Source organism: Mesorhizobium sp. NPDC059054, from assembly GCF_042739215.1.
Classification (GTDB): domain Bacteria; phylum Pseudomonadota; class Alphaproteobacteria; order Rhizobiales; family Rhizobiaceae; genus Mesorhizobium.
The window spans coordinates 138,070-160,689 of record NZ_JBHYHV010000008.1 but is presented as its reverse complement, the minus strand read 5'-3'; the positions used below and the strand labels follow the sequence as shown (position 1 = coordinate 160,689).

The window sequence follows — 22,620 nt, the reverse complement described above, 5'->3', positions numbered from 1 at the left end:
GGTCGTCGATGGACGCGTGTTGCTCGGCTGTCCGGGCATGCGACCGCGACCGGCAAGGCCGCGACGCCCAGCCGGAAATCGTTACCCGGTTATCGCTTCTCGATGACGGTCCGATGTACCGTTCATGTCAGCTGTGTGACCATTCACCGATATCGTGCTTTCGGATCGGTCTTCGTAGCGTTCGAGGAATGCCTCGGCGCTCAGCTTGCGGAAATCGTCGAGAGCAGCGCGCAGGCTGGCGTGATCCCAGTCCCACCAGGCCAGCGCCTGCATGCGCTCGGCAACCTGCGGTTCGAAGCGGCGGCGCATGAACTTAGCCGGCACACCAGCGACGATCGTGTAGGGCTCGACATCCTTGGTAACGACGGCACCCGAACCGACGACCGCACCATCGCCGATCGTCACGCCTGGCAGGATGGTGACGCCGTGGCCAATCCAGGTGTCGTGGCCGACCACGACACGGTTGTCACGGCGCGCGGCAAAGAAATCGTCCTCATGCGCAGCGTCCTCGAAATAGTCGCCGGCGCGATAGGTGAAATGATGCAACGTAGCGCGCGACATCGGATGGTTTGTGGCGTTGATGCGCACGGAGGCGGCGATGTTGGCGAACTTGCCGATGGTCACGCACCAGGTCTGGCCGTTCGGCATGATGTAGGAGTAGTCGCCGAGTTCGGTCTCGGTGAGACGGCAGCCCTCGGTAACTTCCGTGTAGCGGCCGAGCGTGCAGTTCTCGAGGCGAGCGGTCGGATCGATAAACGGGGTCTCGGAAAGACGCGGCATGGTCAGGCAGCCTTTCGGTCCGGCGCGAAGCCGGTGACGTCGATCACGATGTCGGCCACCGCATTGCGCACGTCGGCATCGTGGAAGATGCCGAGCAGAGCTACCCCTGCTCGCTTCTTCTCTTCGATCATCTCGACGACGACGGCCCGGTTGGTGGCATCGAGCGACGCGGTCGGCTCATCGAGCAGCAGCACCGGATGGCTGGTGATGAAGCCGCGTGCGATGTTGACGCGCTGCTGCTCGCCGCCGGAGAAGGTGGCAGGCGGCAGGGCCCAGAGTCTCTCAGGCAGATTGAGACGGCTCAACAGTTCGCGAGCCTTGTCGGCTGCCGTCTTGCGATCGGTGCCGCGCTCGACCAACGGCTCGGCGACGATGTCGAGCGCGCTGACACGCGGCACGACACGCAGGAACTGGCTGACATAGCCGATCGTCTCGCGGCGGATCTCAAGCACGGTGCGCGGGGCGGCGGATGCCAGGTCGACCATCTCGCCGCGATGCAGGATCTCGATGCGACCTTCGTTCACGGCGTAGTTGCCGTAGAGCATCTTGAGGATGGAGCTTTTGCCGGCACCGGACGGGCCACCGAGCACGGCACATTTTCCGCCGTCGAGAACAAAGGTGGCGTCCGCTATGACCGGCAGTTCGATGCCGCCGCGCAGATGCATGGTGAAGGTCTTGGCAAGACCGGAAACGGTAAGAGCTGGAGCCATGATCGCGCCTCAGACTTGCAGGATCGAAGAAACGAGCAGTTGCGTGTAAGGCGCCTGCGGATCGTCGAGCAGACGGTCGGTCAGACCGTGTTCGACCACGCGGCCGTCCTTCATCACCATCATGCGGTGCGACAGCAGGCGCGCGACGGCGAGATCGTGCGTGACGATGATGACGGCGAGGCCAAGATCGTGAACCAGGCCGCGCAGCAGGTCGAGCAGGCGTGCCTGAACCGAAACGTCGAGGCCGCCGGTCGGTTCGTCCATGAAGACAAGGCGCGGCGCGGTGACCAGGTTGCGCGCGATCTGCAGGCGTTGGCGCATACCGCCGGAGAAGGCGCGCGGCTGGTCGTCGATGCGGTCGGCATCGATCTCGACGCGGCCGAGCCAGTCGGTGGCAGTGGCGCGGATCTTGCCGTAATGGCGATCACCAACCGCCATCAGCCGCTCGCCGACATTGGCGCCCGCCGAAACCGTCATGCGCAGGCCATCGGCCGGGTTCTGGTGGACGAAACCCCAGTCCGTGCGCAACAGCAGGCGACGCTCGGCTTCGCCCAACCCGTAGAGGTCGCGCATTTCGCCGTCACGCATGCGGTAGGACACAGTTCCCGTGGTCGGGGCAAGGCGCGTGGAAATGCAGTTGAGCAGCGTCGTCTTGCCCGAACCGGATTCGCCGACGATCGCCAGTACCTCCCCAGGCCAGATGTCGAAATCGACATCAGCGCAGCCGATGCGCTGGCCATAAAGCTTGCTGACCGACCTGGCCGACATCAGCGGCAGGTCCGTGGTTTCGAAGCCGGTTTGGTCGATCCTCACCGAAACAGTCATGACAGGGCCTCACCGGACATCTCGCCGCGATGGCCCGCGGCCTGGCGGCTTTCGCAATGGTGCGTGTCGGAACAGACGAACATGCGCCCGCCGCGATCATCGAGTACGACTTCGTCGAGATAGACCTGCTCTGCGCCGCAGAGCGCGCAGGGCTTGTCGAAACGCTGGACCTCGAAAGGATGGTCCTCGAAATCGAGACTGATCACCTCGGTATGCGGCGGCACTGCATAGATGCGCTTCTCGCGCCCGGCCCCGAACAGCTGCAGCGCCGGCGACATGTGCATCTTCGGATTGTCGAACTTCGGCGTCGGCGACGGATCCATCACGTAGCGGCCCTCGACCTTCACCGGATAGGCATAGGTGGTGGCGATGTGGCCGTTCCTGGCGATGTCCTCATAGAGCTTCACGTGCATGAGGCCGTATTCCTCCAGCGCATGCATCTTGCGGGTTTCCGTCTCGCGCGGCTCCAGGAAACGCAGCGGTTCGGGGATCGGCACCTGGTAGACCAGCACCTGGCCTTCCTGCAGCGGCGCCTCGGGGATGCGGTGGCGGGTCTGGATGATCGTCGCGTCTTCGGTGCTGGTGGTCGTCTCGACGCCCGCAACCTTCTGGAAGAACTTGCGGATAGAGACCGCGTTGGTGGTGTCGTCGGCGCCTTGGTCGATGACCTTCAGCACATCGTCGGGTCCGAGGATCGAAGCGGTCACCTGCACGCCGCCGGTGCCCCAGCCATAAGGCATCGGCATTTCGCGGCTGGCGAACGGCACCTGGTAGCCCGGCACGGCGATCGCCTTGAGGATGGCACGCCGGATCATGCGCTTGGTCTGCTCGTCCAGATAGGCGAAGTTGTAATTGGATGCGTGCGCGTTCACTCGGCGGCCTCCCTTGTTTCAAGAACCGCCTCGCCGGTGCGCTGTTCGTATTCGACGCGCATGGTGCGAACCAGGCCAAGCTCAGCCTGGAAGTCGACATAGTGCGGCAGTTTCAGATGTTCGACGAAGCCTGTGGCCTGAACATTGTCGCAATGCGACAGGACGAATTCCTGGTCCTGCGGCGGCGCGACCAGGTCTTCGCCCAGCTCCTCGGCACGCAAAGCGCGGTCGCACAGCGACATCGCCATCGCCTTGCGCTCGGACTGGCCGAAGACGAGGCCATAGCCGCGCGTGAATTGCGGCGGTGCCTTGGCCGAGCCCTTGAACTGGTTGACCATCTGGCATTCGGTGACCTGGACACGGCCGACCGGCACGGCAAAGCCGAGTTCCGGCATGAACACCTCGACATCAACCTCCCCGATGCGGACCTCGCCGACGAAGGGATGGCTGCGCGCATAGCCGCGCTGCGTCGAATAGCCGAGCGCGAGGAGAAAGCCCTCGTCGCCGCGCGACAGCGACTGCAGCCGCATGGCGCGCGACATCGGGAATTCCGTCGGCGTCTGGTTGATGTCGCCGGGTTCAAGCGCCGGATCGATGAAGCCGTCGTCCTCGATCAATCCTTCCTGATCGAGAATGTCGGCTACGCGCATGACCGGCTCCTGGACACCGCCGCGCTGCGCACCTGTCTCGATCTGCGGATCGCCTTCGAGTTCTTCATCGAGCAGGCGGTGGGTGTAGTCGAAGGTCGGTCCGAGCAGTTGGCCGCCAGGCAGGTCCTTGTAGCAGGCGGACACGCGCCGCTCGACCAGCATGGCGCCGGTGTCGACCGGCTCGCTGTGGCCGAAGCGCGGCAGCGTGGTGCGATAGGCCCGCACCAGGAAGATCGCCTCGATCAGGTCGCCGCGTGCTTGCTTGATGGCGAGCGCCGCCAGCCTGTGATCATAAAGCGAACCTTCGCTCATCACCCGATCGACGCCGATGCTGAGCTGTTCGGTGATCTGGTCCAGCGTCAGTGCCGGCACCGACCTGTCGCCGCGACGGCGATCGGCCAGCAGGCGGTGGGCATTGTCGATGGCGACCTCGCCGCCCTTGACTGCAACATACATCGATCAGCCCTCCATCTCGACGAGGCGCGCCGAACGCGGCAAGCAGGCAATGGCATCGCCCGTGGTGAGGATGAGGTCGACGCCACGCGGGAACCGTTTGCGGTTGGCCTTCCACTGCGCTGCGAAATCCTGCGGCAGGCCACGCGGCGCCAGCACGACGTGGTTGCGTATACCCGGGCCTTCGAACGTCAGCGCCGCGCCGCCTTCGAGGCTCGGCACCTGCAGGATCAGCGTCGCGGAGCGGTCCGGATATTCCTGGCTGCCTTGGGCAAAGCGCTCCAGCGGCGGCATGGTCTGCGGAGCGCCGACCAGGGCGAAAGCAACGTCACCGCAGGTTGCCATCTCGCGAGCACCGGTGTGGAAAGTGAGCCAGGCGCGCAGTGCCGTGCTTTCGGCCAGTGTGGCATCGAGCCAGAACGGGGTATCGGCATCGATCAGAGCGCAGGCCACGGCGCCGGCCGCCCGGCCGAGCGGCGATGGCGGCGTCACCACCGCATCCACCTCGACAATTGTCGCAGGCTTCGCCATCGCATCCATGACGGCGCGGAAGACGGACTGGGCATTCAGGACCGGATTGGAGAACCCGCCTTCGAGGGCAGTCGCTTCGTTCAACATCAGTCTTCTCCGCGGACCATGGTGAAAAAGTCGACGCGCGTGGCCGCCGTCTGCTGACGGCGCATCTCATCGGCGTCATCGAGTTCGCGCCGCATCGGCTGAATCAGATCGGCATCGATACGGGCCGCGGTTTCGGCATTGCGGCAGAGCGCGTCGATGACCGCCGAGAGCCGCGCCTTGGCATGATCGCGACCGAGCATCATGGCATGGCCGACCGAGCCATCCTCCAGTTTGACGCTGGCGCGGGTGACGGTCGCCTCGCCGACATTGAACGGCTCGCCGGTGCCGCCAACACGTCCACGCAGCATCACCAGCCCGGCCTCCGGGCCGCGCAGGGGCGTATGCCTGGGCTGCATCCCGAGCGTCGCCCACAACGCATTCAGCCGCTCGGTGCTGCAGCGCGCCAGAACCGCCATGCGGTCCCGTCGCGCCGTTTGATCGGCAGTGATCTTCATGCTCACCTCAATTTGTCTATTGATCTAGACAACTAGATATCTTAACTTGTCTTAGCCCCGTTGGATGACGGAAGCATGACAGTGAGCGGCAGGAGGAGGATATTGTCGAAATCGGCATTGCATCGAGGGGTCGGCGTCGCACTGTGGCGGCAGATCGGAGACGAGATCAGGCGGGGCATCGGCAGCGGCCTTGCCGACGAAAACGGGCGGCTGCCGCCCGAAGCGGAACTAGCGGCACGGTTCGGTGTGAACCGGCATACGGTGCGCGCCGCGATCGCCGCCCTCGTCCACGAAGGCGTACTTCGGAGCGAACAGGGACGCGGCACCTATGTGCGGCGTCAGAAGCGGCTCACCTATCCGATCGGCGCCAGAACCCGCTTCTCCGCCGGCCTCGAAGGCCAAGCGCGGGACCGTCAGATCGAACTCCTGGACCATGCCCGAGAACCAGCCAACGCCACGGTTGCCGCAGCGCTTGGATTGGAACCTGTCGAAGAGGTCATCCGCCTCGAAATGCGTGGTCTTGCCGACGGTGTTCCGGTTTCACGCTCGACAGCCTGGTTTCGTGCCGCGCATTTCCCCGACATCGCGGACTATTTCGCCAAAACCCATTCGATCACCCAGGCGCTCGCATTGTCCGGCATCAAGGATTACCGCCGCGCCTCGACGACTATCGAAGCGCGGCACGCCGACGACACCGACACGCGCGATCTGCGGCTTTCACCCGGCGCCATCGTGCTGGTCGCGCGCGGTGTCAATGTCGATAGTAGCGACAAGCCGATCCAGTATTCACAGACGCGCTTCTCGGCGGATCGCGTCGAACTGACGGTCAGCGCGGACTAGGCGTCATATGACGCATGGCGCTTCCAGCGTGCTCCGCCCTCAACCCCACATCATGAGGCCGATCCAGCAAGCTATGATGAAAGCTGCTGCGATCGGGACACCCCAATCCGAGAGAAAGTGCGCAGGACGGTTTGTGTCGAAGTGGAGGAATGCCATAGCATGCCCTCCTCTAACGGGCTGGATATCGCCCTCTTGCAGCCGAGCCCAGTTTCGGCTGTCGACCAAGATAATTATACACCCGGTTGGCAGTCTTCACCAAACGAATCATAAGCTTACGGAGGCCAGGTGAAACCGCATCTCTTGCTCGTAGAACCGATGATGGCCGAGATCGAAGCCAGGCTCGATGCCGCCTATCAGGTGCATCGTCTCTTCGATGACGGGCAGCGTGACGGCATCGAGGCGGCGCGTGCCGACATTCGCGCCGTCGTGACCGGGGGCGGTACCGGCCTTGCCAATGACTGGATCGACCGGCTGCCGTACCTCGGCATCATTGCCGTCAACGGCGTCGGCACGGACAGGATCGACCTCGGCTATGCGCGAGCGCGCGACGTCCATGTCGTCACGACACAAGGAGCACTCACCGACGAGGTCGCCGACATGGGCCTGGCGCTGATCCTCGCCGTGCTGCGCCGGATCGCCGAGGGCGACCGGTTCGTGCGCAGCGGCCGCTGGCAGGCCGGTGAGCCATTCCCACTCGGCTCCAGCCCGCGCGGCAAGCGGCTGGGCATCCTGGGGCTTGGCCAGATCGGCCGTGCATTGGGCACCCGTGCCGAGCTCTTCGGCATGGCCGTGCGCTATTCGAATCGGACGCATTATCACGACGTCGCGTGGCCGCATTTTGCCGACGCGGCGGCACTTGCCGCCGACAGCGACGTGCTGGCCGTCTGTGTCGCGGCGACGCCGGAGACGCGCCGTGTGGTCGACGGCGCCGTGCTCAAGGCTCTCGGCCCACACGGTACGCTGATCAACATCGCGCGCGGCAGCGTGGTCGACGAGGACGCGCTGATCGCCGCCCTGCGCAACGGCTCGATCGCGGCTGCCGGCCTCGACGTGTTCGAGAACGAGCCTGCCATCCGCGAGGACTTCCTCGACCTGCCCAATGTCGTGCTGATGCCGCACCAGGCCAGCGCCACCGTCGAGACACGCCGCGCCATGGGCAACATGGTTCTGGCCAGCCTCGACGCCTATTTCGCAGGAAAGAGGCCAGAAAACACGGTGAACTGACGTTCAGCGACTGCCTTTTCTGCCCCCGAGGCGTTCACCGCTTCTTGAACGCTTCGGCCAACGCTGCACCGAAAGCACCCTGCGACGGCGGCGCCTTGTCCGGCCGGCCCTTGCCCTGCTGTGGCATGGCCGGTTTCCTCGGGCCGTCCGGGCGAGCCGGCTTGCCGGAACCGCCATTGCCGTCGCGCCGCATCGTCAAGCCAATACGCTTGCGCGGAATGTCGACATCGACCACGCGCACCTTGACGATATCGCCAGCCTTGACCACCTCATGCGCGTCTTTCACGAACCTGTCGGCCAGTTGCGAGACATGGACAAGACCGTCCTGGTGCACGCCGATGTCGACGAAAGCGCCAAAGGCGGCGACATTGGTGACGGTGCCTTCGAGCAGCATGCCCGGCTTCAGGTCCTTGATGTCATCGACCCCGTCGGCGAAAGTCGCCGTCTTGAAGCCCGGACGCGGATCGCGGCCCGGCTTCTCCAGCTCGGCGATGATGTCGCGCACGGTTGGCAAGCCGAAACGCTCGTCTACGAAAACGCGCGGGTCCAGCGCCTGCAGCATGGTTCGGTCGCCCATCAGCGCGCGCACGTCGCGCCCGCAGGCGGCGACGATCTTCTTGGCCACACCATAGGCTTCCGGATGCACGGACGATGCGTCCAGCGGCTCGGCGCCGTTGGGGATGCGCAGAAAGCCGGCGCTTTGCTCGAACGCCCTTGGCCCCAGGCGCGCCACCTTGAGCAGTTCCTGGCGGCTGGGGAACGGACCATTGGCATCGCGATGCGCAACGATCGCTTCTGCCAGCGAGGCACCCAGACCGGACACGCGCGCAAGCAGCGGAGCGGACGCGGTGTTGAGGTCGACGCCTACGGCGTTCACGGCATCCTCCACCACCGCATCGAGCGAGCGCGCCAGCCGGTACTGGTCGACATCGTGCTGATATTGCCCGACCCCGATCGACTTGGGCTCGATCTTGACGAGCTCCGCCAACGGGTCCTGCAGCCGCCTGGCGATCGACACCGCGCCACGGAGGGAGACGTCCAAGCCCGGGAATTCAGCGGCCGCTGTTTCAGACGCGGAATAGACCGACGCGCCGGCCTCGCTGACGATCACCTTGAGCGGCTTCGGCGCCGGCATGTCGCCCAGAAGGTCGGCGACCAGCTTCTCGGTCTCGCGGCTGGCCGTACCATTACCGATGGCGATGAGCTCGACATTGTGCTGGCGCATCAGCCGGGCGATTTCGGCCTGGGCACCGCGCACATCGTTCTTCGGCTGGAACGGATAGACCGTCGCCGTTTCCTTGAGCTTGCCGGTGCCGTCGACCACTGCCACCTTCACGCCGGTGCGGATGCCCGGATCGAGACCCATGGTGGCGCGCGAGCCGGCGGGGGCTGCCAGCAGCAGGTCCTTCAGGTTGCGGGCGAAGACGTGGATCGCCTCTTCCTCGGCGCGTTCGCGCAGGTCGCGCATCAGATCGAGCGACAGATGCAGCGACAGCTTCACCCGCCAGGTCCAGCCGGCGACCTCGGTCAGCCATTTGTCGCCCGGCAGCGCGTTGCCGATCGCCAGCGTCTGCACGATGATGCGATCCACCGGCTTCACCGGCGAAGTGTCGTCGGCATCGACTTCTATGGCGAGCGAAAGCACGTCTTCGTTGCGCCCGCGCAGCATCGCCAGCGCCCGGTGGCTGGGCGTGGTCGCCCAACGCTCGGCATGATCGAAATAGTCGGAGAACTTGGCGCCGGCCTCCTGCTTGCCGTCGACGACGCGCGAACGCAGGAAGGCGCGATCCTGCATATAGGTGCGCAGCTTGCCGACCAGGTCGGCGTTTTCCGCGAACTGTTCGGAAAGGATGTCGCGCACGCCCTCCAGCGCGGCCTTCGTGTCCGGCACCTCTTCGGTGATGTAGCCTTCGGCCAGTTGCAGCGGAACAGCCGCACGGTCGGCCATGATCACCTCGGCCAGCGGACCGAGCCCGCGTTCACGCGCGATCTCGGCCTTGGTGCGACGCTTCGGCTTATAGGGCAGGTAGATGTCTTCGAGTTCCGCCTTGGTCGCGGCTGCGGCGATCTTGAGCTTCAGATCGTCCGTCAGTTTGCCCTGTTCGCCGATCGATTCCAGGATCGCGGCGCGGCGTGCGTCGAGTTCACGCAGATAGACAAGGCGTTCGGCCAGCTGGCGCAGCTGGGTGTCGTCAAGTCCGCCGGTCACTTCCTTGCGGTAGCGCGCCACGAAAGGAACCGTCGCCCCTTCGTCGAGCAGTGCAATCGCCGCCGTCACCTGCTGGGGCTTGGCCGCGATCTCGGCCGCGATGATGGAAGCGATCCGTTCCTTGCCAGCGTGTTCTGCGCCACTCATGCGTTACTTCGTCTCCAGCCGTTGAGTCGGCGCACCATATTCAAGTGCACGGAAGGCCGCCACGCTGTTGGCCAGGCGGCAGTGTTTCTCCACAGCGAGCGAGCGGGATCGGAAAAAGGCCGACAAACTTGGGGAACCGATCGGCCGTTCACGCATTCCGAACCCCAGGGGCTTCAGCAAAAGAGCGTGCCCTCGATGGATAGACCCCTCCTGCAAGTCCAGCATCTGACCATGGAATTCGGCGGCCTTGTCGCCATCGGCGACCTGTCTTTCGAGGCTCGACGCGGCGAGATCACCGCGCTCATCGGCCCGAACGGCGCCGGCAAGACGACCGTGTTCAACTGCATCACCGGTTTCTACAAGCCGACGGAAGGCATGATCCATTTCACCGGGCAGGATGGCTCGGAGTTTCTGCTGGAGCGCATGCCGGATTTCCAGATCACGGCCAAGGCCAAGGTCGCCCGCACCTTCCAGAACATCCGGCTGTTTCCTGGCCTCACGGTGCTGGAGAACATGCTGGTTGCCCAGCACAACAAGCTTATGCAGGCTTCGGGCTTCCTCATCCTGGGGCTGTTCGGCATCGGCAGCTATCGCCGGGCTTCCGCGGAATCGGTGGAGTTAGCGCAGTACTGGCTGGAAAAGGCCGACCTCATGGACCGCGCCGACGACCCTGCCGGCGACCTGCCCTATGGTGCGCAGCGCCGGCTCGAAATCGTGCGCGCCATGTGCACCGGCCCCGAACTGCTCTGCCTCGACGAGCCGGCCGCCGGCCTCAACCCGAAGGAGTCGCTGGCGCTCAACGAACTGCTGATGGACATCCGCAGCAACAACGGCACGTCGATCCTGCTGATCGAGCATGACATGTCGGTGGTGATGCAGATCTCCGACCACATCGTGGTGCTGGAGTATGGCCGCAAGATCTCCGACGGCGATCCGGGTTTCGTGCGGGCCGACCCCAGGGTCATCGCCGCCTATCTCGGCGTCGATGACGAGGAGGTCGAGACTGTGCTCACCGATGTCGGCGACGCGAAGGTCATCGAACAGTTGGACACCGATCGCTAAGTCCCCTCGCAGCCGAGCACGGCCGCGAGTTGTCAGGCCGTTTCCTGAATGACCAGGGTGAGCGTCCCGGACTGATCTATGGTTGCCGCCACCACCTGCGTTGGATCGAGCCCGTTCTGGGCCAGCATCATCACCGCCACCGGCGAAGCCTGAATCGATGTCTGCAGCTCACGCAGATCGTCCGCGCTGGTGTCGTTCAGTTTGGTTTCCACCTCGGCCCTGGCCGGTTGCGGCAACTCTTCGACCCTGACGATATTGATTGCCGTGACCTCCTGGTCGGGCGACAGTCCCGGCATCGGCGCGGGTGGCTGCGGTGACTGATCCGGAGTCTGCTGTCCGGGTAGCTGTTGTTCCGGCTCCTGTGCCATTGCCGGCGAAGCGGCGGCCATCACGGAAAGGGCCGCAACCAGCGTCAAGATACGCATCGGCTTCTCCTTTCATACAATACAGAACAACCCCACCGGCAGCCGGTTCCATATTTACCGCTTCAGCAAGCTGGAATCTCGAGGGAGGCAACGTTCCCTGCAGTCGAGTCGGCAACAAACAGCTTTTGGCGGCTATCGCGTTTTTCAAGCGACAATGCTCGCCGCCACAGACCCCGCGCTCACACCTCTCAGTAAGGACGCGCGCGTGCCCGAACTGGTGTGGCGGCACGAACTCGCCTTCGGAGTCCGAACGGTGAAGTTGTGCGTTCCGGCCTGATTGCTTCTGGCTCGATGGAAGCCAGTTCACGCGCAACGCGATCCTTCAGCCTTCGGCACTCGACGATCCGCCCTTGTTCCCGGGCTGCAAGCACAAAGGCCTCGAAAGCGGCACGCGGGCTGCACCAGCCCAGCTTGGCCTGTTCGAGAATGCAAGCGGCGCTGCGATAGCTGTCGGCCGATTTGTCCGGCCACGACATGCCCATTGCTCTTTCCACATCATACAAGGTCGTGATCGGGAGCTTATAGTCCCGGGTCGTGCGAAAGATCACCGCTTTGAATGGTGGCATCATCCTCTCCGATTGTATTTGATCTCGCCTCGTCTCCGAAATTCCCTTCAAGGGACAATTCAGACCAGTCTAGAATTCCGGCAGAACAGTCCCGTTCCAAAAATCTGCAACGGTAGCCGGACACGCTCACTTCAATGTTTCTCCGCACTCTTCTGGCCATCGGGATAGACGCCCTTCAAGACGGCCTCGAAATGCCGGCTGACGGCGGCATTGCATTCGCAGGCGATTGAACGAAGCCGGTTTATCTTGTGCACGATGATGCGGCCGCGCCTCGTCTCGATGACACCGTCATCGCGCAGTTCCCTGAAGACGCGGCTCAGATAGCTGCGACCCACGCCAAGCATGGCCGCAAGTTGCTCCTGGGTCAGTGTCACATCGGGCCTGCCGGTTCGATCCATGGCCGCCAGCAGCCATTTGGCCGTGCGTTGTTCGATCGAATGGGCGGCATTGCAGGCGACCGACTGGAAAATCTGAGCCAGCAGACAATCCGCATAGCGCGCGAACAGGTGCCGCAGGGTCGGCGAACGGGATTTCGCCTCCTCGAGCTCCGCCAGATCGATCCGCCAGAATGAGCCACCGACCTGGACAACGGCCCGGGCGTAGGCCGGCAATTTTCCCTGGCTGACGATTCCGCCAATCGCGCCTTCGCGTCCCACCAGCACCGTTTCGATGCCCTGGCCGTCGCTGAGATCGACAAAATAGGAAATCAGGCTTTCGGCGCGCGGAAAATAGGCGTGGCGGACAGTATCGCCAGGTTCGTGTATCAGCAGCCCGGAATGCGCCGACCAGTCTTCCAGATGGGGCTGGAGCACTGCCCAATCTTCCGGCTTCAGCGCGCGCAAAAGATTGTTGTCGAGCTCTTCGAACGACACCTGCATGGTCGACGTGTCCCTTCTTGCTCTGGTCTCCATCAAAGGTCTGCCCGAAAAGCCGAGATATGTTCACTAGTATGCAGACGGGCTCCGCCTTGTCTGTCTACAAGAATACACAAGGTGCGGTTTGAAGTGCTTTTAAGGCTTCCTATCAATCCAGGCGAGTTTTCGCTGTCAGAGCGCCGCGCGTCCGGTCGGACGGGTCATGCGCCAGCCCGGAAAATGCCCAGGCAATTCCAGCAAAAGCGCGCAGCGGTTTTGCTGGAATTGCGTAACAAGGAACAACAGCGTCTCCCCGAAAAGCGGAAACGCTGTTGTCGACGACTGGATTTTCGAAGGCGTAGCGCCGTTGCCACGCCAAAACTCCGCAGGCGTAAGACATGACCAGGAGACTTCGCGCTGACGCGCCGGTTCGGCTTCAGCTTTATGTCGCGGGCGATAGCCCCGCCATGCAAACCGCGCTCGAATGCAGGCATAAGATCCTGCAGCGGCTGAGGCCCCAGATCGAGATCGAAGTGATCGATATTCTCGAAGATCGGCAAGCCGCTCGAAGCGCCGGTATCCTTGCAGCGCCAACGCTGAGCGATGACACGCAGTCGCCGCCGCGGCGACTGGTCGGATATCTCGGTACTCCCGAGGACGTCCTCGACCACTTCAATTTGCATGGGATAGGAGTCACCTCATGAGGTTTGTCGCGGGCGATCGCCACGCAATGCATGCTTTGCCTTCCGAGCGCCCATTGCCCGGCTTTCGGCGACCTCGTCGACAGAGCAGCCTGGCGAAGCAGAACACCACCGATGGCGTTCTGATCGTCGACACCAACGGCATGATCCTTTTTGCAAATGCCATTGCCAGTCGGATGTTCGACTGCCAGCCAGACGATCTGCTGCAGGCCGTGTTCGGCCGCCCCATCGCAAACAAAAGCGGTACCGAGATCGTCATCCACAATCCGAACCGGCCCGGCATTGCGGTCGAACTGCGCGTAGCCGAAACCGTGTGGGCCGGCATTCCGGCCGTGCTGGTGCGGCTGCGCGATGCTTCGGAGCGGAGGGCCGAAAAGGCTCGTCGGCGACGAGCCCTGAAACTCGAAGCCACGGGGCGGCTTGCCGCCAGCGTTGCGCATGACTTCAACAATCTGGCCGCCGTGCTGGAGTCCGGCCTCAGGGTGCTGCAGCGACGCCTCGGCGGCGCCGACCCGACGGCGACAACACTGATAGAAGAAATGCTCGGCCGCACCCACAATGGCGCAGCGCTGGCACAGCGGTTGCTGTCCTTTGCGAAAGGTCGATCACCGGGCATCGAACCGATCGATCCCAACGAACGAATCGTTTCGCTCACCGACCTGCTCGGACAGACGCTGGGTAAAGGCATCGAGGTGAAAACCGATCTCGATCCCCGCGTGGAAACCATGCGCGTCGATGGCGACCAGTTCGACATCGCCATCCTCAACCTCGCCATCAATGCCAGGGATGCGATGGCAGGACGGGGCAGGCTTTTCATAACCACTGCCGGCGGTATGGAGCAGCCATCGGACGAGAAAGGCAACGTCGCTCCCTTTGTCAGAATTTCCGTGACAGACACTGGCTGCGGCATGACCGGCGAGGTCCTTGCCCATGTCATGGAGCCGTTCTTCACCACCAAGGGGCCGGAACAGGGAACCGGTCTTGGTCTGAGCCAAGTGTATGAGTTTGCCCGACAATCGGGTGGCCACATCCAGATCGAAAGTCAGGTCGGCGAGGGAACCACCGTCCATCTTTTCCTGCCAGTGCCGTCGGGAGAAGCCCGCGTCCGCTGAGCCAGGCGCGTATCCTGCCTGCAGAAATCTGGAACCCCAGCCTGCACCGGATGTTTTTCTCAGTGCTGGCGTTTCCCGTCCCTCGGAGCACCAGCCAAAGCGGACATCGCTTTGCAGCCAGCCCGGCAATCCGCCGACTTCCCTCGTCACCGGGCTGGCTGGTTTCGCCGCGCAATGGAGAAACCCGCAATCCCGCCCAACGGCTGAAAAGACAGCTTGAGTACTTCGCAGCAGTAAAGCCTCTCAACGCTTGCCAGCGTCGCCTTCCTCGACCTGCATCAGCCATGCCAGCGTGCGCGCTTCGTCGATGTCGAGAAACTCCTTGCTTCTGAACGGGCGTAACGACTTCAATTCCGCCGGCAACTGCCCGCTTTCCCATGACGAGACGATTTGAGGGTGGATGTAGCCGCTGCGACAGACCGAACGCGTGTTGCCGAGCGTCGTAGCCACCTTGTCGATGACACCGTTGCGGAGTTCGGTCGTCTTTTTCTTGCTTTCGGGCAACGCCGTTTGTGCAAACAACGATAAAGCCTGCACAGTCGCGCCCCAGGTCCTGAAATGCTTCGAACTGAAGCCGCAAATGTCGCCGATGTAGTCATTGACGGCTTGAGATGTCACTGAGGCCCGGTTCTTGCTCTCGTCCAGATATTGGAACAAGGTCTGGCCAGGCAGTTCCTGAGTGCGGCGAACGATGCCGGCGATACGCCGGTCGGTCAGTTTCAGCTTCCATTCCCTGCCGGATTTGCCCTTGAAGACAAAGCGCAACGTTGCCCCGGAGATATCGACGTGGCGATCACGCAGAGTGGTCAGACCAAAGCTGCCGTTTTCCCTGGCATAGGCGGCATTGCCGATCCTGATCAGCGTGTTGTCCAGCAACCAGACGACTGCGGCGAGCACACGCTCGCGCGGCAGTCCGTGCCTGCGCAGATCGCAATCCATCTGCCGACGCATTGCGGGCAACGCTTGCGCGAAAGGGACAAGGCTCGAAAACTTGGCTTCTCCCCGCATGTGAAGCCAGTCCGGATGGTAGAGATATTGGCGCCGGCCACGGGCGTCCCTGCCGATGGCCTGGATATGGCCTCTGTCGTCGCGGCAAATCCAGACCTCGGTCCAGGCAGGCGGTATCGCAAGCGCACGAATGCGAGCGAGGTCGGACCGTCTGCCGACCGTGCTGCCTCTGGTATCGACATAGCGAAACCCGCGCCCCGATCGACGACGAATTATGCCGGGCTCGCCATCGGCAACATATCTCAGTGAGATCGCCCTCGCCGCGCTATCAGGCGAGGCCCCGTTTGCAACCGAATTATCCAAGGGAGTGCCCTCCTTCGGGACTGCAACCCGCCTGCTCGACACCGGTTCCCGTTTTCATCTTTTCGGAACCGTCACTGGGCCGTGACGTTGGCCGAGAAGAAGCCAAACAGACCAGCGAAGGAGGCCCACCATGCCCCGCGGCGACAAGGACAAGTACACCGACAAGCAGAAGCGCAAGGCCGAGCACATCGAGGAAGGCTACAAGGAGCGCGGCGTTTCAACCGATGAGGCCGAACGACGGGCCTGGGCCACCGTCAACAAGGAATCCGGCGGTGGCAACAAATCAGGCTCCGGTCGCGGCGATCCGGACACCAATGTGGCCGCTAAGAAAGGCGGACGGCTCGGCGGTCGTTCCGCGGCCAGGCGCCCCGCCAGCGAACGCTCCGCATCGGCCAAAAAGGCTGCGGCAACCCGCAAGCGGCATGAGGCTCATTGATGGGAGATCGTCGGCGGCTACTGACGGTAAAAGAAACGGCCCGCGGTGCTCCTTAAAAACACCACGGGCCGAACTGCCTTCGCAACGAACACGCTATTTCTTTCCGCCTTGCTTGCCCCCCGAAATGGTGGACGAAACCACCGCCGGCGGATCGCTCGCCGGGAAACTGTCCTCCAAGCCGGACTGGAGTTGCTCCTCCAACGTCTTGGAGTCTTCGGAACGACCGGAAGTGCGCCGTTTGGCGATGTCCTCAAGCCGCTGTTTCGTGTCCGGGGATTCTTTGGCCTCTCGAATGACTTGATAAAGCTGCTCGATCGCGAATTCCTTGAGCAGTGGAAAATCCGCTTCGTCTTCTCCGTCCGCTCCCTCGACCAGTTCGATCATTTCGCGCTCGAACTTGGCGAGTTCCTCTTCGCCACGAAGCTTGGAAAGCCGCTGCAGTGCCGCTCGCAAAAATTCGGGCGCAAAATGAGCGGCGGCCAGCTTGCGTAGGTGGTCGACCTGTTCGGGGTTTTTCGTCGCCAGACTGCGCATGGTCCTTGCTCCTCACTTTTCGCTAGGGTTGGCTCTGCGTAACCGGCGGCGCCGACCCGGTATCCGTGCTCATGCGCCCGTAAATCTCCACAGCCCCCCAGGCGACCAGCGCGAGAGCGAGACTGGCAAGCAGGATCAGAAGGACATGGGTGCCTTTGCGCCCCTGTCTGGCTTTTTCGGCCGGGATCTTCTTTTCGGGCATGACACCGGTCCTCCCGGTCAAACCCGTCCGAGCAGCATCAGGATGACGATGATGATGAGCAACAGGGAAAGTCCGCCGCCGCCGTAATAACCGGTCCCATAAAAAGGACCGCCACCGAGACCACTGAAACCGCCAAGCAAGAGAAGGATCAAAATGATCACAAGAATTGTGCCGAGGCTCATTGTTCTCTCCTTCTGAAATTCTTGAACGAGCGTGACGCTCCAAGCTCAACGGAAACCGAACGTTTCCAGACAGAACCGCGTTCCATTTATTTTTGGAGTTGGGCGCGGCGGGTCCGATCGCAATACTTTTCAAAAAACATTTGGAACGAAGGGGAAAACCTCGGGTTGGCCAACATGTGGTGGGTTCGCCATCCGAAGCGGTGAAGCGACCACGGCTTGTTGTTGCCGCACCCCCAGCTGCATTCGGGCCTCATGCTCGGAGCAGCATTTGTTCAATCAACGAACAGGAGATCATTCATGAGACCATTCGTCCTCGCCTTCGGCATGCTGGCCATCACCGGCGCAGCCTTTGCTCAGGAGCAACCCTCCCAGCAAACCGCGCCGACCAAGCCATCCGTCACAACGCCGGATTCGACCAACCCGTCGGCTCCCGTGAAAGGCAAGAACAGTTTCACAGAAAGCCAGGCGAAGGATCGGATCGAGAAGAAGGGCTTCACCAACATCACCAATCTGAACCTCGGCCAGGATGGCGTGTGGCGCGCCTCGGCGCAGAAGAATGGCGTCCCGATATCCGTGGCCCTCGACTACCAGGGCAATATCACCGAAGGCGCCATCTAGGGCGTTGAACTCGAGCAAAAAAGGGGCCGACATCTTCAGGATGTCAACATACCACGTGCTCCATCCGGCATTCAGCGAAAGGAGATCATCATGCTAACAGTCACTGGGCTGTTCGATACCCGCAACGAGGCACACGCCGCGATCCGGGATCTCGAAAAGGCAGGCGTCGCAAGCGACAAGATCAGCATCATCGGAGCTGCCGGATCTGAACGATCCGGCACAGAAGCAGGTGACGGCGCCGCGGCCGGCGCTGGTGTCGGAGTGCTCGCCGGTGGGGCCGGTGGCCTTCTCGCCGGTCTCGGCCTCATCGCCATTCCAGGCATCGGCCCGGTCGTCGCGGCCGGCTGGCTTGCCGCGATGGCTGCCGGTGGTGCCGTAGGCGGCGTCGCAGGCGGACTCGTCGGCGCATTGGCCGGCGCCGGCATCTCGAAGGGCGAGGCCGAACTATACGCAGAAGGCGTGCGCAGAGGCGGTGTGCTGGTCGCCGTGCAGACCAATGAAGCCGACGAAGTGACGATCCGCTCGCTTCTGGTTTCGAATGGGGCGGTCGATATCAATGCCCGCCGCGATGCCTATCTTTCGGATCCCGACGCGCCGGCCGAAGAATTTCCTGAAAAGAGACGCACCGCTTCATATCGTTAGCGGCACGAGACAGAGGCCGGGAGATCTCCCGGCCTCTTCTGGCCTTGCATTCCGGCCCGGTTGTCAGTGTCTTTGAAAACTCGCGAGCCAATTTTTTGGAACGGGCCTTTTGGGGGAGGCGTCGCAACCATAGTCGTCACCCTTGCGGCTGCTTGAAACCTCGGCTGTCAATCCAAAGGGTGGCTTGATCCAAAGCCCCGGGGAGGCGGCATTCCGCCGCCTCCTTTCATCGATCACGTCTACGGAGAGGTTCTTGTTGCGAAGTGTCGAAGGCGCCGCCGCTTGGCTAAGGCGGATCACCCCTCGGCTTTCATGGTGCGGGCAATTTTGCGCAGCTTGTTCAAATTCCGCCCTTCCCGATCCACAAGGTCCTTGGCTTGGTTCGGCGACAAATCGGTGTGTTCGGCGAGAAACTTCACCAACGGATCGGCTGTTGCCGGCTCCTTCGCCGACGGGGCATCGGCATTCCCCTCACGAAGCATCGCAACGGCCTCCCTCTTGGTGATACCAACGCGGCGCGCATAAAAATCAGCCTCTATGGCCCGCTCGATGCGGGTCGTCGCCTTACGGCTTTTTATTCTTTGTCGTAAGCGCATCGGACAACTTCCTCTTGTCTGGATTGGTCAGCGTTTCTCCCGCTGCATCGCGATCGCGGTCCGGATCGTCATTGGCGGGCAGATAACCGCTGGGGCGATTCTCCGGCGGCCCTTCCCATCTGGGCTTCTGCTTAGTGGTGCCTAGCTTGCCGCTGCTCTCGACCGGCTGATCGAAGGCAGCGGCATGAAGCATCATCACCTTCGCCACTTCGATGAGCGTCTCGTCGTCGTCAGCCGCCGAACGAGCGTTAAGTCGAACCTGGATTTCTTCCCCGCCTTGCCCGTGAAATTCCACCACCGGCATCGGTCCATGATCGACGATTGTTTTCAGGATCTGCATGAAAACCTCCTTCTATCGAAGTCTCATCGAACCAACCCATGCCACAGGCTGAGGTTCCGAAATTCCAGATTTTTGAAGGGTCCGGCCACTATCGCTGAAACATTTAGTGAGGGAACCGCGGGATCGAAGCCGGGTTGGTCCTCAGCCTAGCCGCTGAACTGGTCCAGTACGGCGCGCTGGTTTTTCATCAACAGATAGGGATTTCGCGATGGCCATACTGCCGAACACCCCCGAGCCACAGCCGCCCGAGCCTCCTCCCCTGCCCGATGAAACGCCTCCTATCAAGGAGCCGGAACCTGATCGTTTGCCCGACGAGATACCGCGGCCCAATCCCGACGAGACCCGCAACCCGCCACGACGGATGCGAATAGAGGCTACCGCAGGCAAGCCCCCGCCGACGCCTCCGGAAAATCAAAGCCAAGCTGGAACGGGAGACAAGAAAACGCCGAAAACGGACGAGACCGAGCACGGCACGCATGGCGGCCTCGATCCGGAAAAGCAGGGCGAACCCGCCAACACGAAGATAAACACCACCAACCGGCGCAACTGATCCAGTCAGCCCGGGCGAAGGGCAACGATCTGCTTTGGATCGACGGAAGCCGCAGAACGGTGGTCCTAACTCGATACCCGGTGTTGTTTGTTTTCCGTGAGTTCCATCACCTTCTCCTCGATTTCCTTGCGAAGCTGCTCCACCTCTTTTTCCGTCAGATGCTCTATGCCGATCAGGCGGTTCTTCGCCTTAGATGCCCGGATCAGTTCATCCAGCTTGGTCTGGATCGCTGCATTGTCCCTGTTCTGGGTGTTCTGGATCAGGAAGACCATGAGGAACGTGATGATGGTGGTGCTGGTGTTGATGATCAGTTGCCAGGTGTCCGAATAGCCAAAATAGGGACCCGTCACAGCCCAAGCCAACACCGCCAGAACACAAAGCCCGAAGGTGAGAGCCTTGCCGGTGGCATGGGCAACCGCATTCGCAATGCTGGTGAATATCTGTTCCGTTTTCATTGGTAGATCACTCCTCCCCTACTTGGCGGTAAGGACTGGAACGAAGGTGCCGATGCTCCCGTTCCGAGAAACTGTGGCAGGCCACTGGCAGGCCCCAATTTTATCGGAACGTTTTGGTCGCCCACTCATTGGGCCTGCATCACTTCGATCAGCGTGGGGCGTCAAACTCTGGGAGATCGCCATGAGAGTACGAGATTGCATGACCAAGGACGTGAGGATCGCCATGCCGGACGCGACCCTGCGCGATGTGGCCCAAGCCATGGCCAGCCTGGACGCAGGGCTGCTGCCTGTCGCAGAGGGCGACCATCTAATCGGTATGGTTACAGATCGCGATATCGCGGTTCGTGGGGTGGCGATGGGCAAAGGTCCTGAAACACCGGTACGGGACGTGATGACGGGCGACGTCAAGTATTGCTTCGACGACGAAGAGGTCAGCGCCGTTCTGCAGAACATGGGCGATATCCAGGTGCGGCGCCTGCCCGTGCTCAACAGGGATAAGCGTCTCGTAGGTATCATCTCGCTCGGTGACCTGGCCATGAATGGTGAAGCCATGCATGCAGGCGAAGCGCTGGGCGGCATCTCGCAGCGCGGCGGGGAGCATTCGCAAATCACTCACTAACAAAGATTAAGGCAGCAGTAGCCGTCCAACAGCGGACGGCTACTGCTCAATGTGGCTGGATCGCGTGTCTCACCCCAACCGTTCCGAGCCCAGTCACCTCAACCCCGCTTCAAGGCGACTTCCGCCTTGCGAAAATCCTGCCAGGGATCGGCCGTACTGAGCTGGCTCGCAGCATTGTTGACCGTGAAGTGAGAAGGGCCGATCGAAGGGCCAAGCTCGTCCCAATCGAGCGGCATGGAAACGGGAGCGCCAGCACGCGCCCGGGTAGCGTATGGCGCGATTGCCGTTGCCCCGCGCTGGTTGCGCAGATAGTCGATCAGGATATGGCCGACACGCTTCGACTTGGTGATGGTCGCGACATATTTGTCGGGACTGTCCGAGGCCATATCATCCGCTATTGCCTTGGTGAATTCCTTCACCTCGTCCCAGGCAGTGACCGGCTTGAGCGGCGCTACGACGTGGATGCCCTTTCCCCCGGTCGTCTTGACGAAGGTGTTAAGTCCGGCCTTTTCCAGACGTGCGCGCACTTCTCTCGCGCCATCGATCAAGTCCTGCCACGTGATGCCCTCTCCAGGATCGAGATCCATGACGATCTGGTCCGGGTGTTCGAGGTCGGCCAGGGGTGCCTGCCATGGATGGATTTCGAGTGTTGCCGCCTGGACAAGCCCGATCACGCCATCAAAGCTATCAATTGCGAGGATAGGCTCTTCGGAATTGTCGTGCGGATCCTGTACCGTGAGGACCTCCTTGGCATGGCCTCGCCATGCATGTTTCTGGAAAAAGCACTGGCCGGCAGTGCCTTCCGGACAACGCAGCAAAGCCAGCGGTCGCGAAGTCACGAACGGTGCCATACGTGGCCATGCCTCGGCATAGTAGTCCGCGAGACCGGCCTTGGTGACACCGGCATCCTCCCAATAGACACGGTCGGGATGGGTAAGCTGGACGGCGGATTTGTCGACTGATTTCATGACTGTTCCCACTCATCGTGGCCGCTTCCTTGTCGTCGCGCAGGCCACGGAAGACAGCATGGCGCACGGCCCGTCGACGGTCCAGACGCATAGCCTCTACTTGTTCAGTTCCTTGGCCATGTCGAGATGGTGCCGCAGCACCGGCAGCGTGTTGACTGCCCAGGTCTTTATCGCTGCCTGCTCGCCTTTCTCGCCATAGCGCTGGAACAGGTCGACGGCATCCGCATGCGCCTTGACCTGGTCGGAATGGTAGCGATCGTTGAAATCCTGTCCTTGCACCCCTTGAAGCTCGGCAAGCGTTTCTTTCTGGCTTTCCGTCATCTCGGCCGGAACGACGGCGTTGATGGCCTGGTTTTTCACCATCTGCTTCAATTCGCTGCCGATCCGTTCGTGGTCGCGCACCATCTCCTCGGCAAACGCCCTGGTCGCCGGATCGGCCCGCTCGATGGCAAGCTTGCTCACCGCAATTTCGAACAGGTCGCCGGTCGCGGCTTTCTTGACGAAATCTTCGGTCGAGGGAGCGACGCCGAGCAGCGAATTCACACCCGTCTTTTCGGTGACTGATTGGGCCAGCGCGGCCGTGGCCGCCAATACGACAGCTGCGGCAAGAACGAGCTTCTTCATGGACTTTCTCCCTGTCTCGGACCCGAACGGGAGCGGACTT

At 62.2% G+C, this 22,620-nt stretch carries 30 protein-coding genes; 10 read left to right on the top strand and 20 right to left on the bottom strand.

The window, feature by feature from the left end:
* Positions 1 to 81: 81 nt before the first annotated feature.
* The 7 genes from ACFWXH_RS29090 to phnG are packed head-to-tail and all read right to left on the bottom strand — an operon-like array spanning position 82 to position 5,363.
* Entirely contained in the window at positions 82 to 780 is a 699-nt protein-coding gene (locus ACFWXH_RS29090; RefSeq protein WP_379124916.1) for a DapH/DapD/GlmU-related protein, read from the bottom strand.
* A gap of 2 nt (positions 781 to 782) precedes the next feature.
* On the bottom strand, positions 783 to 1,490 hold the full coding sequence (gene phnL, locus ACFWXH_RS29085) for a phosphonate C-P lyase system protein PhnL (protein ID WP_379124915.1): 708 nt from the start codon (positions 1,488 to 1,490) through the stop codon (positions 783 to 785).
* Positions 1,491 to 1,499: 9 nt separating this feature from the next.
* Entirely contained in the window at positions 1,500 to 2,258 is a 759-nt protein-coding gene (gene phnK, locus ACFWXH_RS29080) for a phosphonate C-P lyase system protein PhnK (protein ID WP_379124951.1), read from the bottom strand.
* Between the two features lie 53 nt (positions 2,259 to 2,311).
* Positions 2,312 to 3,187, bottom strand: coding sequence for an alpha-D-ribose 1-methylphosphonate 5-phosphate C-P-lyase PhnJ (locus ACFWXH_RS29075; protein ID WP_379124914.1), 876 nt, complete (start codon positions 3,185 to 3,187; stop codon positions 2,312 to 2,314).
* On the bottom strand, positions 3,184 to 4,293 hold the full coding sequence (locus tag ACFWXH_RS29070; protein ID WP_379124913.1) for a carbon-phosphorus lyase complex subunit PhnI: 1,110 nt from the start codon (positions 4,291 to 4,293) through the stop codon (positions 3,184 to 3,186). Before ACFWXH_RS29070 ends, ACFWXH_RS29075 begins: the two co-directional genes overlap by 4 nt.
* A gap of 3 nt (positions 4,294 to 4,296) precedes the next feature.
* Positions 4,297 to 4,908 carry a phosphonate C-P lyase system protein PhnH gene (gene phnH, locus ACFWXH_RS29065; RefSeq protein ID WP_379124912.1) on the bottom strand — a complete coding sequence of 204 codons (612 nt, stop codon included), beginning with the start codon at positions 4,906 to 4,908 and terminating at the stop codon, positions 4,297 to 4,299.
* Positions 4,908 to 5,363 (bottom strand): phosphonate C-P lyase system protein PhnG, encoded by a 456-nt coding sequence (gene phnG / locus ACFWXH_RS29060; RefSeq protein ID WP_379124911.1) that lies wholly within the window; start codon positions 5,361 to 5,363, stop codon positions 4,908 to 4,910. Before phnG ends, phnH begins: the two co-directional genes overlap by 1 nt.
* A 75-nt stretch (positions 5,364 to 5,438) precedes the next feature.
* Here phnG and phnF point away from each other — a divergent pair, with 75 nt between their 5' ends.
* Positions 5,439 to 6,203: a phosphonate metabolism transcriptional regulator PhnF gene (phnF, locus tag ACFWXH_RS29055; protein ID WP_379124910.1), complete on the top strand. Its 765-nt coding sequence runs from the start codon at positions 5,439 to 5,441 to the stop codon at positions 6,201 to 6,203.
* Positions 6,204 to 6,518: 315 nt separating this feature from the next.
* Positions 6,519 to 7,427 carry a 2-hydroxyacid dehydrogenase gene (locus tag ACFWXH_RS29050; protein ID WP_379124949.1) on the top strand — a complete coding sequence of 303 codons (909 nt, stop codon included), beginning with the start codon at positions 6,519 to 6,521 and terminating at the stop codon, positions 7,425 to 7,427.
* Between the two features lie 34 nt (positions 7,428 to 7,461).
* Here the strand turns inward: ACFWXH_RS29050 and ACFWXH_RS29045 are convergent, their stop codons facing one another.
* Positions 7,462 to 9,783, bottom strand: coding sequence for a Tex family protein (locus ACFWXH_RS29045; protein WP_379124909.1), 2,322 nt, complete (start codon positions 9,781 to 9,783; stop codon positions 7,462 to 7,464).
* Between the two features lie 195 nt (positions 9,784 to 9,978).
* On the opposite strand from ACFWXH_RS29045, the gene ACFWXH_RS29040 reads away from it, so the two are divergent.
* Entirely contained in the window at positions 9,979 to 10,845 is an 867-nt protein-coding gene (locus ACFWXH_RS29040) for an ABC transporter ATP-binding protein (RefSeq protein ID WP_379124908.1), read from the top strand.
* A gap of 32 nt (positions 10,846 to 10,877) precedes the next feature.
* Here ACFWXH_RS29040 and ACFWXH_RS29035 read toward each other — a convergent pair whose 3' ends face one another.
* The 3 genes from ACFWXH_RS29035 to ACFWXH_RS29025 all read right to left on the bottom strand — a co-directional run bounded on the left by ACFWXH_RS29035 (position 10,878) and on the right by ACFWXH_RS29025 (position 12,714).
* Positions 10,878 to 11,270: a hypothetical protein gene (locus tag ACFWXH_RS29035; RefSeq protein ID WP_379124907.1), complete on the bottom strand. Its 393-nt coding sequence runs from the start codon at positions 11,268 to 11,270 to the stop codon at positions 10,878 to 10,880.
* 188 nt (positions 11,271 to 11,458) lie between these two features.
* Positions 11,459 to 11,836: a DUF982 domain-containing protein gene (locus ACFWXH_RS29030; protein WP_379124906.1), complete on the bottom strand. Its 378-nt coding sequence runs from the start codon at positions 11,834 to 11,836 to the stop codon at positions 11,459 to 11,461.
* Positions 11,837 to 11,967: 131 nt separating this feature from the next.
* Positions 11,968 to 12,714, bottom strand: a complete 747-nt coding sequence (locus tag ACFWXH_RS29025; RefSeq protein ID WP_379124905.1) for a Crp/Fnr family transcriptional regulator — start codon at positions 12,712 to 12,714, stop codon at positions 11,968 to 11,970.
* A gap of 374 nt (positions 12,715 to 13,088) precedes the next feature.
* On the opposite strand from ACFWXH_RS29025, the gene ACFWXH_RS29020 reads away from it, so the two are divergent.
* Positions 13,089 to 13,394, top strand: coding sequence for a circadian clock KaiB family protein (locus tag ACFWXH_RS29020; protein ID WP_379124904.1), 306 nt, complete (start codon positions 13,089 to 13,091; stop codon positions 13,392 to 13,394).
* Complete coding sequence (locus tag ACFWXH_RS29015; RefSeq protein WP_379124903.1) at positions 13,391 to 14,503, top strand: nitrogen regulation protein NR(II); 1,113 nt, start codon at positions 13,391 to 13,393, stop codon at positions 14,501 to 14,503. Before ACFWXH_RS29020 ends, ACFWXH_RS29015 begins: the two co-directional genes overlap by 4 nt.
* 243 nt (positions 14,504 to 14,746) lie before the next feature.
* Here the strand turns inward: ACFWXH_RS29015 and ACFWXH_RS29010 are convergent, their stop codons facing one another.
* A complete protein-coding gene (locus ACFWXH_RS29010; protein WP_379124902.1) occupies positions 14,747 to 15,814 on the bottom strand; it encodes a DNA topoisomerase IB in 1,068 nt (355 codons plus the stop codon).
* A gap of 130 nt (positions 15,815 to 15,944) precedes the next feature.
* Between ACFWXH_RS29010 and ACFWXH_RS29005 the strand changes: the two genes are divergently transcribed.
* Positions 15,945 to 16,250: a plasmid stabilization protein gene (locus ACFWXH_RS29005; protein ID WP_379124901.1), complete on the top strand. Its 306-nt coding sequence runs from the start codon at positions 15,945 to 15,947 to the stop codon at positions 16,248 to 16,250.
* Between the two features lie 93 nt (positions 16,251 to 16,343).
* Here the strand turns inward: ACFWXH_RS29005 and ACFWXH_RS29000 are convergent, their stop codons facing one another.
* Genes ACFWXH_RS29000 through ACFWXH_RS28990 form a run of 3 tightly spaced genes read right to left on the bottom strand, consistent with a single transcriptional unit; the run spans position 16,344 to position 17,168 of the window.
* The gene (locus tag ACFWXH_RS29000) at positions 16,344 to 16,784 is read right to left on the bottom strand and encodes a hypothetical protein (RefSeq protein ID WP_379124899.1); all 441 of its coding nucleotides are present in this window, start codon (positions 16,782 to 16,784) and stop codon (positions 16,344 to 16,346) included.
* A 22-nt stretch (positions 16,785 to 16,806) separates the two neighbouring features.
* Positions 16,807 to 16,986 (bottom strand): hypothetical protein, encoded by a 180-nt coding sequence (locus ACFWXH_RS28995; protein ID WP_054313536.1) that lies wholly within the window; start codon positions 16,984 to 16,986, stop codon positions 16,807 to 16,809.
* A 17-nt stretch (positions 16,987 to 17,003) separates the two neighbouring features.
* Complete coding sequence (locus ACFWXH_RS28990) at positions 17,004 to 17,168, bottom strand: DUF3309 family protein (RefSeq protein WP_379124898.1); 165 nt, start codon at positions 17,166 to 17,168, stop codon at positions 17,004 to 17,006.
* Between the two features lie 297 nt (positions 17,169 to 17,465).
* Here ACFWXH_RS28990 and ACFWXH_RS28985 point away from each other — a divergent pair, with 297 nt between their 5' ends.
* Together ACFWXH_RS28985 and ACFWXH_RS28980 are read left to right on the top strand one after the other, a co-directional pair.
* Complete coding sequence (locus tag ACFWXH_RS28985; RefSeq protein ID WP_379124897.1) at positions 17,466 to 17,786, top strand: PepSY domain-containing protein; 321 nt, start codon at positions 17,466 to 17,468, stop codon at positions 17,784 to 17,786.
* Positions 17,787 to 17,876: 90 nt separating this feature from the next.
* Positions 17,877 to 18,428 carry a hypothetical protein gene (locus tag ACFWXH_RS28980; protein ID WP_379124896.1) on the top strand — a complete coding sequence of 184 codons (552 nt, stop codon included), beginning with the start codon at positions 17,877 to 17,879 and terminating at the stop codon, positions 18,426 to 18,428.
* 296 nt (positions 18,429 to 18,724) lie between these two features.
* Here the strand turns inward: ACFWXH_RS28980 and ACFWXH_RS28975 are convergent, their stop codons facing one another.
* Together ACFWXH_RS28975 and ACFWXH_RS28970 are read right to left on the bottom strand one after the other, a co-directional pair.
* A complete protein-coding gene (locus tag ACFWXH_RS28975; RefSeq protein WP_379124895.1) occupies positions 18,725 to 19,024 on the bottom strand; it encodes a hypothetical protein in 300 nt (99 codons plus the stop codon).
* Entirely contained in the window at positions 18,993 to 19,364 is a 372-nt protein-coding gene (locus ACFWXH_RS28970; protein ID WP_379124894.1) for a hypothetical protein, read from the bottom strand. Before ACFWXH_RS28970 ends, ACFWXH_RS28975 begins: the two co-directional genes overlap by 32 nt.
* 208 nt (positions 19,365 to 19,572) lie before the next feature.
* On the opposite strand from ACFWXH_RS28970, the gene ACFWXH_RS28965 reads away from it, so the two are divergent.
* Positions 19,573 to 19,914 carry a hypothetical protein gene (locus tag ACFWXH_RS28965; RefSeq protein WP_379124893.1) on the top strand — a complete coding sequence of 114 codons (342 nt, stop codon included), beginning with the start codon at positions 19,573 to 19,575 and terminating at the stop codon, positions 19,912 to 19,914.
* A gap of 65 nt (positions 19,915 to 19,979) precedes the next feature.
* Here the strand turns inward: ACFWXH_RS28965 and ACFWXH_RS28960 are convergent, their stop codons facing one another.
* Entirely contained in the window at positions 19,980 to 20,369 is a 390-nt protein-coding gene (locus ACFWXH_RS28960; RefSeq protein ID WP_379124892.1) for a low affinity iron permease family protein, read from the bottom strand.
* A gap of 181 nt (positions 20,370 to 20,550) precedes the next feature.
* Between ACFWXH_RS28960 and ACFWXH_RS28955 the strand changes: the two genes are divergently transcribed.
* Complete coding sequence (locus tag ACFWXH_RS28955) at positions 20,551 to 20,988, top strand: CBS domain-containing protein (RefSeq protein ID WP_379124891.1); 438 nt, start codon at positions 20,551 to 20,553, stop codon at positions 20,986 to 20,988.
* Between the two features lie 98 nt (positions 20,989 to 21,086).
* Here the strand turns inward: ACFWXH_RS28955 and ligD are convergent, their stop codons facing one another.
* Positions 21,087 to 21,956 (bottom strand): non-homologous end-joining DNA ligase, encoded by an 870-nt coding sequence (ligD, locus tag ACFWXH_RS28950; protein WP_379124890.1) that lies wholly within the window; start codon positions 21,954 to 21,956, stop codon positions 21,087 to 21,089.
* Positions 21,957 to 22,052: 96 nt separating this feature from the next.
* Positions 22,053 to 22,580 (bottom strand): DUF4142 domain-containing protein, encoded by a 528-nt coding sequence (locus tag ACFWXH_RS28945; protein WP_379124889.1) that lies wholly within the window; start codon positions 22,578 to 22,580, stop codon positions 22,053 to 22,055.
* Positions 22,581 to 22,620 lie beyond the last annotated feature (40 nt).